Raw genomic sequence first — 14,826 nt, 5'->3', positions numbered from 1 at the left:
TATGAGACCCCGATGAGGCTCATTTCAAAGCCACTTTTTTATTGTGTAACAAGGTCGGATTTATCACTTACCGGCAAAGTGTGTGAAAAATTAATTCGTATCGCAAATTAAACGGGTATTTTTTGTGACTATAATCACCAAATATCGTATTCACCCCTCCCTTTGACTGGCTAACATCGAAAACTTATTTTATCATTCAAAAAATCAACACGGATTGACCCCGGTCGGCGCAGTTGCTGCAATACTCTTCATAGTATGCTGGCGCCAATCCGCCAGGTTCTAATTTAACTATAGAGGTGAAGAATGAGACTGATCCCCCTGGTAACAGCTGAACAAGTAGGTAAATGGGCTGCCCGTCATATCGTTAACCGCATTAACGCGTTCAAACCGACCGCGGACCGTCCGTTCGTACTGGGTCTGCCTACCGGTGGTACGCCTCTTACCGCTTACAAAGCGCTGGTTGAAATGCATAAAGCAGGCCAGGTTAGCTTCAAGCACGTTGTTACCTTCAACATGGATGAGTATGTCGGCCTGCCGAAAGAGCATCCGGAAAGCTATCATAGCTTCATGCACCGCAATTTCTTTGACCATGTTGATATTCCAGCTGAAAATATCAACCTGCTGAATGGTAATGCGCCGGATATCGATGCAGAATGCCGTCGTTATGAAGAAAAAATCCGCTCCTACGGTAAAATCCACCTGTTTATGGGCGGCGTAGGTAACGATGGTCATATCGCGTTTAACGAACCGGCCTCTTCTCTGGCGTCCCGTACCCGTATTAAAACCCTGACCCATGACACCCGCGTGGCCAACTCCCGCTTCTTCGACGGCGATGTGGATCTGGTGCCGAAATATGCGCTGACCGTGGGCGTGGGTACCCTGCTGGATGCAGAAGAAGTGATGATTCTGGTACTGGGCCATCAGAAAGCGCTGGCGCTGCAGGCGGCGGTCGAAGGTAACGTCAACCACATGTGGACCATCACCTGTCTGCAGCTGCATCCGAAAGCGGTTGTGGTCTGCGACGAGCCGTCCACGATGGAACTGAAAGTGAAGACCCTGAAATATTTCAACGAATTAGAAGCTGAAAATATTAAAGGTCTGTAATGTAGTCCGTCCCGCGCCCTGGCGTGGGACCATCTTTTTCTTTGTATGCAACGCCAGAACAATGCGAGTTGCGCTGGTGGGGCGTATATACCGGGGGTCGTAATGTATGCATTAACCCAGGGCCGGGTTTACACCGGTCATGAAATTCTCGATGACCATGCGGTCGTTATCGCCAATGGCCGTATCGAACGTCTCTGTCCGCTGGCTGATTTGCCGTCTGAAATTGAGCAACGCTCGGTCAACGGCGCGATTATTGCCCCCGGTTTCATCGACGTCCAGCTGAACGGCTGCGGCGGCGTGCAATTCAACGATAGTCCGGATGCGGTCACCGTCGAAACGCTGGAAATTATGCAGAAAGCGAATGAGCGTTCCGGCTGCACCAACTTCCTGCCGACGTTGATTACTTCCAGCGATGATCTGATGAAGCAAGGCATCCGCGTCATGCGCGAATACCTGCAAAAACACCCCAACCAGGCGCTGGGTCTGCATCTGGAAGGGCCGTGGCTGAATATCGTCAAGAAAGGCACCCATAACCCGGACTACGTGCGTAAACCGGACGCCGCGCTGGTCGACTTCCTGTGCGACAACGCCGACGTTATCACCAAAGTGACGCTGGCCCCTGAGCGCGTCGAGCCGGAAGTGATCCGTAAACTGGTCGCCGCCGGCATCGTGGTTTCGGCAGGTCACTCTAACGCTACGCTGAAAGAAGCGAAAATCGGTTTCCGCGCCGGTATCACTTTTGCGACGCACCTTTATAATGCCATGCCGTACATTACCGGCCGTGAACCAGGTCTGGCCGGCGCCATTTTCGACGAGCCGGATGTCTACTGCGGTATCATCGTTGACGGCATGCACGTCGATTATGCCAACGTGCGTAACGCTAAACGCCTGAAAGGCGATAAACTGTGCCTGGTGACTGACGCCACCGCGCCGGCAGGGGCTAATATTGACCAGTTCATTTTTGCTGGTAAAACAATATACTACCGTAATGGTCTGTGCGTGGATGAAAACGGCACTCTCAGCGGTTCTTCGCTGACCATGATCGAAGGGGTACGTAACCTCGTTGAACATTGCGGCGTAGCGCTGGACGAAGTGCTGCGTATGGCGACGCTCTACCCAGCGCGCGCGATTGGCGTGGACAAGCAGCTCGGCAGCATTGCGCCGGGTATGGTCGCTAACCTGACCGCTTTCAGCCGCGATTATAAAATCATCAAGACCATCGTTAATGGTAACGAGGTCGTCACTGAGTAAGTAAAAGTATGACAGCAGGCGGACAAGCTCAAATTGGTAACGTCGATCTGGTAAAACAGCTGAACAGCGCGGCCGTCTATCGGCTGATTGACCAACATGGTCCCATCTCGCGCATTCAGATAGCGGAACAAAGTCAGCTTGCCCCTGCCAGCGTAACCAAAATTACGCGTCAGCTTATTGAGCGCGGCCTGATCAAAGAAGTCGATCAGCAGGCCTCCACCGGGGGGCGCCGCGCCATCTCTATCATTGCGGAAACCCGCAATTTCAACGCTATCGGCGTGCGGCTTGGCCGCTATGACGCCACCCTGACCCTCTATGATTTAAGCAGTAAGACGCTGGAAGAAGAGCACTTCCCTCTGCCGGAGCGTACCCAGGAAACGCTTGAGCACGCACTGCTGAATATCATCGCCACCTTTATTGAAAATTGTCAGCGCAAAATCCGCGAGCTCATCGCCATTTCGGTCATTCTGCCGGGGCTGGTCGATCCGGAAAGCGGCGTTATCCGCTATATGCCGCACATTCAGGTAGAGAACTGGGGGCTGGTCGAAGCGCTGGAAAAACGTTTTAACGTCACCTGTTTTGTCGGCCACGACATCCGCAGCCTGGCGTTGGCCGAGCACTATTTTGGCGCAAGCCAGGATTGCGAGGACTCTATTCTGGTGCGCGTACACCGCGGTACCGGCGCGGGCATTATTTCAAACGGGCGCATTTTTATCGGCCGTAACGGCAACGTCGGCGAAATTGGCCATATCCAGGTTGACCCATTAGGCGAACGCTGTCACTGCGGCAACTTCGGCTGTCTGGAAACCGTCGCCGCGAACGCCGCTATTGAGCACCGCGTCCGCCATCTGCTTGAGCAGGGCTATCAAAGCCGCATCACGCTTGATGACTGCAATATCAAAACCATCTGCAAAGCGGCAAATAAAGGCGATGCGCTGGCCTGTGAAGTGGTCGAATACGTTGGCCGTCATCTGGGCAAAACCATCGCCATCGCCATCAACCTGTTTAACCCGCAAAAAGTGGTGATTGCCGGTGAAATCGTCGAGGCGGAAAAGGTGCTGCTGCCGGCCATCGAAAGCTGTATCAACGGCCAGGCGTTGAAAGCGTTTCGCCACAATCTGCCGGTGGTACGCTCGACGCTCGATCACCGCTCCGCCATCGGCGCCTTTGCGCTGGTCAAGCGCGCGATGCTCAATGGCATCCTGCTACAGCATTTGCTGGAAAGTTAATCCAGCTTTATAGTTTCGCCTTTCGTTAATGATGTTGGACTGTCCATGACCATTCAAAACGTAATTTGTGATATCGACGGCGTGCTGATGCACGATAACGTGGCTGTTCCCGGCGCCGCTGAATTTATCAAACGCATCCTGGAAAAAGGCATGCCGCTGGTGATGCTGACCAACTATCCTTCGCAAACCGGGCAGGACCTGGCCAACCGCTTCGCCACCGCCGGTATCGAAGTGCCGGATACCGCGTTCTACACCTCCGCCATGGCCACCGCCGATTTCCTGCGTCGCCAGGAAGGTAAAAAAGCCTATGTGGTTGGCGAAGGCGCGCTCATCCACGAACTGTATAAGGCCGGCTTCACCATCACCGACGTTAACCCTGATTTCGTCATCGTTGGCGAGACCCGCTCCTTTAACTGGGAAATGATGCATAAAGCGGCTTTCTTTGTCGCCAACGGCGCGCGTTTCATCGCCACCAACCCGGATACTCACGGCCGTGGCTACTACCCTGCTTGCGGCGCACTCTGTGCGGGAATCGAAAAAATCTCCGGCCGTAAACCGTTTTATGTCGGTAAGCCGAGCCCGTGGATTATCCGTTCCGCGCTTAACAAAATGCAGGCCCACTCCGAGCAAACGGTGATCGTCGGCGATAACCTGCGTACCGATATCCTCGCCGGCTTCCAGGCGGGCCTTGAGACCATTCTGGTGCTCTCCGGAGTCTCCACGCTGGACGATATCGACAGCATGCCGTTCCGCCCGTCGTGGATTTATCCGTCGGTCGCCGAAATCGACGTTTTTTGAGCCGAAACCACGTCCCTGGACGTGGTTTTTTATTTTGGGTGCCGCCAAAAATAGATTCATCTAATGAAAGTGGCTTATCGCTAAACAATCATCAATAAAGCCGAGCTAAACATACTCATTTTTCAACATCCGGCAATCAGCATTGCACTTTTTACTTTTCTGCCGGTAAATCTCTTGCGCCCCACTCTCCTTTACGGCATTTTCTTTAACACGCACTAAGACCTTGCAAGAGACGAGGTCTGCATAACATCACTACAAGACAGGGTAACGGAGAAGGCTATGTGTTCTATTTTTGGCGTACTGGATATCAAAACTGACGCAGGCGAACTGCGTAAAAAGGCACTGGAACTTTCCCGCCTGATGCGCCACCGCGGACCGGACTGGTCCGGCGTTTATGCCAGCGATAAAGCGATTCTCGCCCACGAACGTCTGTCGATCGTCGACGTCAACGCCGGCGCCCAGCCGCTCTATAACCAACAAAAAACCCATGCGCTGGCGGTCAACGGTGAAATCTACAACCACCAGGCGCTGCGCGCCGAATATGGCGATCGCTATCAGTTCCAGACCGGTTCCGACTGTGAAGTGATCCTCGCGCTGTACCAGGAAAAAGGGCCTGAGTTCCTCGATGAACTGCAGGGGATGTTTGCCTTCGCACTGTATGACAGCGAAAAAGACGCTTATCTGATTGGCCGCGACCATATCGGTATTATCCCGCTGTATATGGGCCACGACGAGCACGGCAACTTCTACGTCGCCTCTGAAATGAAAGCGCTGGTGCCGGTCTGCCGCACGATTAAAGAGTTCCCTGCGGGTAGCTACCTGTGGAGCCAGGATGGCGAAATTCGCCAGTACTATCAGCGCGACTGGTTCGACTACGACGCGGTAAAAGACAACGTCACGGATAAAAACGAACTGCGTCAGGCGCTGGAAGAGTCGGTGAAGAGCCACCTGATGTCCGATGTTCCTTACGGCGTGCTGCTTTCTGGCGGCCTGGACTCTTCGGTGATTTCGGCCATTACCAAAAAATACGCCGCCCGCCGCGTTGAAGATCAGGAGCGTAGCGAAGCCTGGTGGCCGCAGTTGCATTCATTCGCGGTCGGCCTCGAAGGCTCCCCTGACCTGAAAGCGGCGCAGGAAGTCGCAAACCACCTCGGCACCGTGCATCACGAAATTCACTTTACGGTACAGGAAGGGTTGGATGCGATCCGCGACGTTATCTATCACATCGAAACGTATGACGTGACTACCATTCGCGCCTCGACGCCGATGTACCTGATGTCGCGTAAAATAAAAGCCATGGGCATTAAAATGGTGCTCTCTGGCGAAGGTTCCGATGAAGTATTCGGCGGGTATCTCTACTTCCACAAAGCGCCGAGCGCTAAAGAACTGCATGAAGAAACGGTGCGTAAACTGCAGGCGCTGCACATGTTTGACTGCGCCCGCGCTAACAAAGCGATGTCCGCCTGGGGGGTAGAGGCCCGCGTACCGTTCCTCGATAAGAAATTCCTCGATGTGGCGATGCGCATCAACCCGCAGGATAAAATGTGCGGCAACGGCAAAATGGAAAAACATATTTTGCGCGAATGCTTTGAGTCCTATCTGCCAGCCAGCGTCGCCTGGCGCCAGAAAGAGCAGTTCTCCGACGGCGTGGGCTATAGCTGGATTGATACGCTGAAAGAAGTGGCGGCAAAACAGATTAGCGACCAGCAGCTGGAGACGGCAAGCTTCCGCTTCCCGTACAACACGCCGACCTCTAAAGAAGGTTATCTGTACCGCGAAATCTTCGAAGAGCTGTTCCCGCTGCCCAGCGCGGCGGAATGCGTCCCCGGCGGCCCGTCCGTTGCCTGCTCTTCAGCGAAAGCCATCGAGTGGGATGAAGCGTTCAAAACCATGAACGATCCATCAGGACGCGCGGTCGGCGTCCACCAGTCAGCTTATAAATAAGTAATCAACACGCATAGCGGACCCTACGGGGTCCGTTTTTTTTATGCCAAAATTGGCAAATAAAAACGATAAATAATCAATTCTTGCCGATTATTGCAGCATGCTGTTCGCAACCTAACCAAACAGTCACATTACGACGATTTTCCTTGAAAAAGTGGTTGACGCTCGCAGGCCCAATACGCATAATGCGCCCCGCAACGCCGATAAGGTAACGCGAAAAAAAGATGGCTACGTAGCTCAGCTGGTTAGAGCACATCACTCATAATGATGGGGTCACAGGTTCGAATCCCGTCGTAGCCACCATCTTTTTTGCGGGAGTGGCGAAATTGGTAGACGCACCAGATTTAGGTTCTGGCGCCGCAAGGTGTGCGAGTTCAAGTCTCGCCTCCCGCACCATTCACCAAAAAGCGTTGCACGGATGGGGTATCGCCAAGCGGTAAGGCACCGGTTTTTGATACCGGCATTCCCTGGTTCGAATCCAGGTACCCCAGCCATATTTCTTCGATATTTGCGGTTAGCCGCGACGGTATTGGGGTATCGCCAAGCGGTAAGGCACCGGTTTTTGATACCGGCATTCCCTGGTTCGAATCCAGGTACCCCAGCCATCGAAGAAACAGCATGACAATTTGGCTACGTAGCTCAGCTGGTTAGAGCACATCACTCATAATGATGGGGTCACAGGTTCGAATCCCGTCGTAGCCACCATATTCAGGACTATCGGTTAATATCGGTAAATCCGTAAAAATTTGTTGGGGTATCGCCAAGCGGTAAGGCACCGGATTCTGATTCCGGCATTCCGAGGTTCGAATCCTCGTACCCCAGCCAAATTCAAAAGACGTTCCTCAGTGAACGCAGCCTGTTGGGGTATCGCCAAGCGGTAAGGCACCGGATTCTGATTCCGGCATTCCGAGGTTCGAATCCTCGTACCCCAGCCACTTATTAACAAAAAAGCTCACTCCGGTGAGCTTTTTTGCTTTCTGCGGATAGTCATCTTGCCGATGCAGGTACTGCAAAACTTTAGTCTGCAGCCCCCATCGGCAAATGCCCCTTTACAACCCTAATGCATATTTCAATGCCTGGCGCTTTAATACACCAGCACGTTCGGCAGCCATCAGGCCAATATTACGCAGCACGCGCACCGGCGCTAAATCGTTGCTGAAGCCGGCATAGAACAGATCCATGCCGGATTGCATAATAAAGTTATCCGCCCGGCGCCGCGCCTGATAGCGCTTCAGCACCGGCAAGCTGGACCAGGCTTCCCCGCGCCCGCGGGCTTCCGCCAAAATATCCAACAGCGCGTCAACGTCGCGATAGCCAAGGTTAACCCCCTGCCCCGCCAGCGGATGAATGGTATGCGCCGCATCCCCTACCAGCGCCAGCCCCGGTTGCACGTACTGCAGCGCATGTCGGCGGGTTAACGGGAAGGCGCCGGCGCTCATTGGCGTCACGCTGCCCAGACGTTTCGGGAAATGCGCGGTGATTTCCTGCAGCAGTTGGGCCATCGACATCGCCTGCAGTTGGCGGATGCGCGCCGGGGTGTCGTACCACACCAGCGACGCCCAGTTATCGAATAGCGGCAGGAAGGCGCGCGGCCCGCTGGGGGTGAACTGTTGCCAGGTGCTATCACCGGGATCGTCGGCGCATTGCACGCTAATTAGCATACATGATTGCTGATATTGCCACGCCTGTACGCCGATGCCGGCCAGTTCGCGCACCTGAGAATTCGCGCCGTCTGCGCCGATCGCCAGTTGCGCCGTGCAAACGCTCTCATCGCTCAGGCGCAGCGAAACGCCCTGCGGCTCACGATGAAGCTCGCTTAACGTCACGCCAACCCGCAAGCTCACCTGCGGATGGGCTTCAAGCGCCTGCCACAGCGCCAGCTGTAGCACGCTATTTTCCACCATATAGCCAAGCTCAGGCAGCTTCAGCTCGGCGGCATTAAAATCAACGTGCGCGCTTTCCCACTCCCAGGTTTCAAGACGACGATAAGCATGCGCGCGCATACCGCGCACCGCTTCCCAAACGTCGAGGCTTTTGAGCAAGCCGACCGACGACGCGCTGATCGCCGAAATACGCACATCTGGCGCCGCAGCGGCATCAAAGGCCGGAGGCGCGTGTTTTTCTATCACCGTCACCGAAAACCCGTGTTGCGCCAGCCCCAGCGCCAGCGCGCCGCCGACCATTCCGCCGCCGACGATGGCGATATCTGTTGCATGAATTGTCATGGCAATTATCCTTAAAGCTGATTTCCTTAAGTTTACCGGATTTTTTGCACCTTGCGGGGGATCGTGGTCGCACTGGTCAGGTGGCAACCAAAGCATTACAATGCGTACCCTGCAAACGAATTCTAATTCTTAACTTATACCCGTCTTTATAATTGAGCATGAGCAAGTCGATGACAAAAAAACTCCATATTAAAACCTGGGGCTGTCAGATGAACGAATACGATTCATCCAAGATGGCCGATCTGCTGGATGCCACCCATGGGTATCAACTCACAGAAGTGGCCGAAGAAGCGGACGTGCTGCTGCTCAACACCTGCTCAATTCGCGAGAAGGCGCAGGAAAAAGTGTTCCATCAGCTTGGCCGCTGGAAACTACTGAAAGAGAAAAAACCCGGCGTGATTATCGGCGTCGGCGGCTGTGTCGCCTCCCAGGAAGGCAAACTGATTCGCCAGCGCGCCCATTACGTTGACATTATTTTTGGCCCGCAGACGCTGCATCGCCTGCCGGAGATGATCGGCGCGGTGCGCAATAACCATAAACCGGTTATCGACGTGAGCTTCCCGGAAATCGAAAAATTCGATCGCCTGCCGGAACCGCGCGCCGAGGGGCCGACCGCCTTCGTTTCCATTATGGAAGGCTGCAACAAATACTGCACTTACTGCGTGGTGCCCTATACCCGCGGTGAAGAAGTGAGCCGTCCGTGCGACGATATTCTGTTTGAAATCGCTCAACTGGCGGCGCAAGGGGTGCGTGAAGTCAACCTGCTCGGGCAGAACGTTAACGCCTGGCGCGGCGAAAACTACGATGGCACGACCGGCAACTTTGCCGATCTGCTGCGTCTGGTCGCCGCCATCGACGGCATCGACCGTATTCGCTTCACCACCAGCCACCCGATTGAGTTTACTGACGATATCATCGACGTCTATCGCGATACCCCTGAGCTGGTGAGCTTCCTGCATTTACCGGTGCAGGCCGGTTCCGATCGCGTACTGAACCTGATGGGCCGTACCCACACCGTGCTGGAATATAAAGCGATTATCCGCAAGCTGCGCGAAGCGCGCCCGGATATTCAGATTAGCTCCGACTTTATCGTCGGTTTCCCTGGCGAAACGACGGAAGACTTCGAAAAAACCATGAAGCTGATTGCCGAGGTTAACTTTGATGTCAGCTACAGCTTTATCTTCTCTGCCCGCCCGGGCACCCCGGCGGCGGATATGGTCGACGATGTTCCTGAAGCCGATAAAAAACAGCGCCTGTATATTCTGCAGGAGCGTATTAATCAGCAGGCGATGGCATGGAGCCGACGCATGCTCGGCACAACACAGCGTATTCTGGTAGAAGGCACGTCGCGTAAGAGCCTGATGGAGCTCTCCGGGCGCACCGAGAACAACCGCGTGGTGAACTTCGAAGGCACGCCGGATATGGTCGGTAAATTCGTCGACGTAGAAATCGTCGATGTCTACACTAACTCATTACGCGGCAAAATTGTCCGCACAGAAGATGAGATGGGACTGCGCGTCGTGGAATCGCCGGAATCGGTCATTGCGCGTACGCGAAAAGAAAACGATCTGGGCGTCGGCATCTACCAGCCGTAATCCCGGCAGGCCTGTCGCTTCCGGCAGGCCTTGCATTTCCCCTCCTCGCCCCTATATCTACAGCAATGCTTGCGCCATATTCCCGTGACGTGAATAATTTCCTTATTGGCCGGATGACGATTGTCCTCCGGCAACACACGTAATAAGAGGAACAGTTTGAACATAGAAACCCGTGAAATTACCCTGGAGCCAGCGGACAATGCCCGCCTGTTAGCACTGTGCGGCCCGTTTGACGACAACATCAAACAGCTGGAGCGTCGGTTGGGTATTGAGATCAACCGCCGCGACAATCACTTTAAACTGACCGGCCGCGCCATCTGCGTGCACGCCGCGGCCGATATTCTGACAAGCCTGTATGTCGATACCGCGCCAATGCGCGGCCAGATTCAGGATATTGAACCGGAACAAATCCACCTGGCTATTAAAGAAGCCCGGGTGCTCGAGCAGAGCGCCGAGAGCGTGCCGGAATACGGCAAGGCCATCAATATCAAAACCAAACGCGGGGTGATCAAACCGCGTACGCCAAACCAGGCGCAATACATCGCCAATATCCTCGACCACGACATTACCTTTGGCGTCGGCCCGGCGGGTACCGGTAAAACCTATCTTGCTGTCGCCGCGGCGGTCGATGCCCTGGAGCGTCAGGAAATTCGCCGCATTCTGCTGACTCGTCCTGCGGTCGAAGCAGGCGAGAAGCTCGGCTTCCTGCCGGGCGACTTAAGCCAGAAGGTTGACCCGTATTTGCGCCCGCTGTACGACGCGCTGTTCGAGATGCTCGGCTTTGAGAAAGTCGAGAAGCTGATTGAGCGTAACGTCATTGAAGTCGCGCCGCTGGCCTACATGCGCGGGCGTACGCTGAATGACGCCTTTATCATTCTCGATGAAAGCCAGAACACCACCATCGAGCAGATGAAGATGTTCCTGACCCGTATCGGTTTTAATTCGAAAGCGGTTATCACCGGCGACGTTACCCAGATTGACCTGCCGCGCAATACCAAATCAGGTCTGCGTCACGCCGTCGAAGTGCTGGCGGAAGTCGATGAAATCAGCTTCAACTTCTTCCACAGCGAAGACGTGGTGCGCCATCCGGTGGTCGCCCGCATCGTCAATGCCTATGAGGCATGGGAAGAAGCCGAACAAAAACGTAAAGCAGAACTGGCCGCCGAGCGCAAACGCGAAGCCCAGGAACAGGAGCAAAAATGAGTCAGGTGATTCTCGATTTACAGCTGGCCTGCGAAGACACCAGCGGTCTACCGGACGAAGCCCTCTTTCAACGCTGGGTGGATGCCGTCATCCCGCAGTTCCAGGAAGAGTCAGAGTTAACGATTCGCCTGGTTGATGTCGCCGAAAGCCACGAGCTGAACCTGACCTATCGCGGCAAGGATAAGCCGACTAACGTCCTCTCCTTCCCCTTCGAAGCCCCGCCGGGCATTGAGATGCCGCTGCTCGGCGATCTGATTATCTGCCGCCAGGTGGTTGAACAGGAAGCCAAAGAGCAGGAAAAACCGCTGGAGGCCCACTGGGCGCACATGGTCGTGCACGGTAGCCTGCACCTGCTGGGCTACGATCATATCGAAGATGAAGAAGCGGAAGAAATGGAAGGACTCGAAACAGAGATAATGCTTGCTCTGGGCTATGAGGATCCGTACATTGCCGAGAAGATTGCTGAATAGTAACTTGCCGGATGACGGCGCAAGCGCCTTATCCGGCCTACATTCATGCGTATCCCAGGCCTGATAAGCGTAGCGCTATCAGGCAAAACATGCCGTACGACGCTGAGTTTACGCGCGACGAGCGACAATTAAATCAACACGAGAACCCATACGACGCCATGAGCGACGACAATTCACACAGTAGTGACACAGTAAACAGCAAAAAGGGATTTTTCTCCCTCTTACTCAGCCAACTTTTCCACGGTGAACCCAAAAACCGTGATGAATTATTGGCGCTGATCCGTGACTCCGGGCAGAACGAGCTTATCGATGAAGATACTCGCGACATGCTCGAAGGGGTAATGGATATCGCCGACCAGCGCGTCCGCGATATTATGATCCCGCGTTCGCAAATGATTACCCTGAAACGCAACCAGACGCTGGACGAGTGCCTCGATGTGATCATCGAATCCGCCCACTCGCGTTTCCCGGTCATTAGCGAAGATAAAGATCACATTGAAGGGATTCTGATGGCTAAGGATCTGCTGCCGTTTATGCGCAGCGACGCCGAAGCTTTCAGCATGGAAAAAGTGTTACGCCCGGCGGTTGTCGTGCCTGAAAGCAAGCGGGTTGACCGCATGCTGAAAGAGTTCCGCTCGCAACGTTATCATATGGCGATCGTCATCGACGAGTTCGGCGGCGTCTCTGGCCTGGTGACTATCGAAGATATTCTCGAACTTATCGTCGGCGAAATCGAAGACGAATACGATGAAGAGGAAGATATCGATTTCCGTCAGCTAAGCCGTCATACCTGGACGGTACGCGCGCTGGCATCGATTGAAGACTTCAATAAAGCCTACGGCACCCACTTCAGCGATGAAGAGGTCGATACCATCGGCGGACTGGTGATGCAGGCCTTTGGTCATCTCCCGGCCCGCGGCGAGTCGATTGACATTGATGGTTACCAATTCAAGGTCGCAATGGCTGACAGCAGACGTATTATTCAGGTCCATGTAAAGCTTCCTGATGATGCGCCGCAGCCGAAGCTGGAAGACTAATTTAACGGGACGATTAACCTAAATGGTATTTGCCTCTTTACTTGAACGCCAGCGCGTACGTCTGCTGCTGGCGCTGTTATTCGGAGCCAGCGGAACGCTGGCTTTTTCACCTTACGACTTCTGGCCAGCGGCGATTGTCTCGCTGTTTGGTCTGCAGGCGCTCACTCTCAACCGTCGCCCACTACAGAGCGCCTGGATTGGCTACTTCTGGGGGCTTGGGCTATTCGGCACCGGTATTAACTGGGTTTACGTTAGCATCGCGCAGTTCGGCGGCATGCCGGGCCCGGTTAACGTTTTCCTCGTTGCTTTGCTGGCGGCCTATTTATCGCTGTACACAGGTCTGTTCGCCGGGATCCTCGCGAGACTGTGGCCGAAAACCAACTGGATCCGTCTGGCCATTGCCGCGCCTGTCATCTGGCAAATTACCGAATTTCTCCGCGGCTGGGTGCTGACCGGTTTCCCGTGGCTGCAGTTCGGCTATAGCCAGATTGACGGTCCGCTAAAGGGCCTGGCGCCGGTGATGGGCGTTGAGGCGATAAACTTTCTGTTGATGGTGGTCAGCGGCCTGCTGGCGCTGGCTATCGCGCAGCGTCACTGGAAACCGCTGCTGGTGGCGATAGTGCTATTTGCTCTGCCCTTCCCGCTGCGTTATATCCAGTGGTATCAACTGCTGCCTGAGCGGGCGACGGAAGTCTCTTTGGTGCAGGGCGATATCCCGCAGGCGATGAAATGGGATGAAAACCAGCTGGTAAACACCCTGAAAACCTATCTCGATCTCACCCAGCCGCATATGGGTAAATCGCAGCTGATTATCTGGCCGGAGTCGGCGATTCCGGATCTGGAAATCAATCAGCAGCATTTCCTCAGCATGGTTGATGACCTGATGCGGGCAAAAAATAGCTCGTTGATTACCGGTATTGTCGATGCGCGCCTCAATAAACAAAACCGCTACGATACCTACAACACCATCATCACGCTGGGTAAAGATAACCCGTACAGCTACGACTCGACCAATCGCTATAACAAAAACCATCTGGTGCCGTTCGGCGAATTCGTACCGCTGGAATCGATTTTACGCCCTCTGGCGCCGTTCTTCGATTTGCCGATGTCCTCGTTCAGCCGCGGCCCTTACGTGCAGCCGCAGCTGGTAGCGCATAACCTGAAGCTTACGGCGGCAATTTGCTACGAAATCATTCTCGGCGAGCAGGTCCGCGATAATTTCCGCCCGGATACCGATTATCTGCTGACTATCTCCAACGATGCGTGGTTTGGTAAGTCAATTGGCCCATGGCAGCACTTCCAGATGGCGCGGATGCGCGCGCTGGAACTGGCGCGCCCGCTGCTACGCAGCACCAACAACGGTATCACCGCCGTTATTGGCCCGCGTGGTGAAATTCAGGACATGATCCCACAGTTTACCCGCGCGGTGTTGACCACTAAGGTCACGCCAACCACCGGCCTGACGCCGTATGCTCGTACCGGCAATTGGCCGCTGTGGGCGTTAACCGCCCTCTTTGGCTTTGCCGCGCTGGTGATGAGTCTGCGCCAGCGTCGACGCTAATCTTTTCCGCCGGGCAGCCGCCCGGCCTGCTCCCGGCGGTATTCGTCGCCGGCGGGCCTTCCCCGCTTTACGCTCCCCAGCGCCAATCTGGCACGTCCATTGCTTAATTTCATCCCTGTAGGCGATTTTGACCGCGGTTGTACCAGGGTTGCACCGAAAGCGTTCGCACTTCGCGCCACGTTGGTGCAACAACCCATTTTTGCCCACAAATGGTGCGGTGCGCTTCGCAAAAATAAACAATAACGCATCAAAATCTTTACATTAAGCCAAACTAAATGCTAACAAGCTCATACAAATACTGCACTTTAAGATTGCAGACGATTCCCGAAAGCGCCGCCTTACGGCAATGCTCACAGGAATAACAACACATACACACAATCACAATGGGTATCACTAGCGTCCCTGGCGT

11 protein-coding genes and 7 tRNA genes are annotated in these 14,826 nt (G+C 54.5%); 17 read left to right on the top strand and 1 reads right to left on the bottom strand.

Annotation, left to right across the window (positions count from 1 at the left end):
• The first annotated feature begins 303 nt into the window (after positions 1-303).
• The 12 genes from nagB (at position 304) to EAE_RS14185 (ending at position 7,261) form a co-directional block, all read left to right on the top strand.
• The gene (gene nagB, locus EAE_RS14240) at positions 304-1,104 is read left to right on the top strand and encodes a glucosamine-6-phosphate deaminase (protein WP_015367707.1); all 801 of its coding nucleotides are present in this window, start codon (positions 304-306) and stop codon (positions 1,102-1,104) included.
• Between the two features lie 102 nt (positions 1,105-1,206).
• Positions 1,207-2,355 carry an N-acetylglucosamine-6-phosphate deacetylase gene (gene nagA, locus EAE_RS14235; protein WP_015367708.1) on the top strand — a complete coding sequence of 383 codons (1,149 nt, stop codon included), beginning with the start codon at positions 1,207-1,209 and terminating at the stop codon, positions 2,353-2,355.
• An 8-nt stretch (positions 2,356-2,363) separates the two neighbouring features.
• Positions 2,364-3,584: a DNA-binding transcriptional regulator NagC gene (nagC, locus tag EAE_RS14230; protein WP_015367709.1), complete on the top strand. Its 1,221-nt coding sequence runs from the start codon at positions 2,364-2,366 to the stop codon at positions 3,582-3,584.
• Between the two features lie 45 nt (positions 3,585-3,629).
• Positions 3,630-4,382: an HAD-IIA family hydrolase gene (locus EAE_RS14225; protein WP_015367710.1), complete on the top strand. Its 753-nt coding sequence runs from the start codon at positions 3,630-3,632 to the stop codon at positions 4,380-4,382.
• 279 nt (positions 4,383-4,661) lie between these two features.
• Positions 4,662-6,326: an asparagine synthase B gene (gene asnB, locus EAE_RS14220; protein ID WP_015704746.1), complete on the top strand. Its 1,665-nt coding sequence runs from the start codon at positions 4,662-4,664 to the stop codon at positions 6,324-6,326.
• A 226-nt stretch (positions 6,327-6,552) separates the two neighbouring features.
• A tRNA-Met gene (locus EAE_RS14215) sits at positions 6,553-6,629 on the top strand.
• A gap of 8 nt (positions 6,630-6,637) precedes the next feature.
• A tRNA-Leu gene (locus EAE_RS14210) sits at positions 6,638-6,722 on the top strand.
• Between the two features lie 23 nt (positions 6,723-6,745).
• Positions 6,746-6,820 (top strand) — tRNA-Gln (locus tag EAE_RS14205).
• A 36-nt stretch (positions 6,821-6,856) separates the two neighbouring features.
• Positions 6,857-6,931: transfer RNA gene (locus EAE_RS14200), tRNA-Gln, on the top strand.
• A 23-nt stretch (positions 6,932-6,954) separates the two neighbouring features.
• Positions 6,955-7,031, top strand: a tRNA-Met gene (locus EAE_RS14195).
• A gap of 45 nt (positions 7,032-7,076) precedes the next feature.
• Positions 7,077-7,151: transfer RNA gene (locus EAE_RS14190), tRNA-Gln, on the top strand.
• Between the two features lie 35 nt (positions 7,152-7,186).
• Positions 7,187-7,261, top strand: a tRNA-Gln gene (locus tag EAE_RS14185).
• Between the two features lie 114 nt (positions 7,262-7,375).
• Here the strand turns inward: EAE_RS14185 and ubiF are convergent.
• On the bottom strand, positions 7,376-8,551 hold the full coding sequence (gene ubiF, locus EAE_RS14180) for a 3-demethoxyubiquinol 3-hydroxylase (protein WP_015704745.1): 1,176 nt from the start codon (positions 8,549-8,551) through the stop codon (positions 7,376-7,378).
• A 170-nt stretch (positions 8,552-8,721) separates the two neighbouring features.
• Between ubiF and miaB the strand changes: the two genes are divergently transcribed.
• From miaB to lnt, 5 genes are all read left to right on the top strand, one after another.
• The gene (gene miaB, locus EAE_RS14175) at positions 8,722-10,146 is read left to right on the top strand and encodes a tRNA (N6-isopentenyl adenosine(37)-C2)-methylthiotransferase MiaB (protein ID WP_015704744.1); all 1,425 of its coding nucleotides are present in this window, start codon (positions 8,722-8,724) and stop codon (positions 10,144-10,146) included.
• Between the two features lie 156 nt (positions 10,147-10,302).
• Positions 10,303-11,349 carry a PhoH family protein gene (locus EAE_RS14170; RefSeq protein WP_015367714.1) on the top strand — a complete coding sequence of 349 codons (1,047 nt, stop codon included), beginning with the start codon at positions 10,303-10,305 and terminating at the stop codon, positions 11,347-11,349.
• Positions 11,346-11,819 (top strand): rRNA maturation RNase YbeY, encoded by a 474-nt coding sequence (gene ybeY, locus EAE_RS14165; RefSeq protein ID WP_015367715.1) that lies wholly within the window; start codon positions 11,346-11,348, stop codon positions 11,817-11,819. The genes EAE_RS14170 and ybeY overlap by 4 nt, the downstream gene beginning before the upstream one ends.
• Before the next feature lie 158 nt (positions 11,820-11,977).
• The gene (gene corC / locus EAE_RS14160; protein ID WP_015704743.1) at positions 11,978-12,856 is read left to right on the top strand and encodes a CNNM family magnesium/cobalt transport protein CorC; all 879 of its coding nucleotides are present in this window, start codon (positions 11,978-11,980) and stop codon (positions 12,854-12,856) included.
• A 22-nt stretch (positions 12,857-12,878) separates the two neighbouring features.
• Positions 12,879-14,417 carry an apolipoprotein N-acyltransferase gene (lnt, locus tag EAE_RS14155; protein WP_015367717.1) on the top strand — a complete coding sequence of 513 codons (1,539 nt, stop codon included), beginning with the start codon at positions 12,879-12,881 and terminating at the stop codon, positions 14,415-14,417.
• Positions 14,418-14,826 lie beyond the last annotated feature (409 nt).

Origin of the sequence: Klebsiella aerogenes KCTC 2190, assembly GCF_000215745.1 — a bacterium.
Classification (GTDB): domain Bacteria; phylum Pseudomonadota; class Gammaproteobacteria; order Enterobacterales; family Enterobacteriaceae; genus Klebsiella; species Klebsiella aerogenes.
The sequence above is the reverse complement of the archived record's forward strand: the minus strand, read 5'-3'. Positions and strand labels throughout refer to the sequence as shown.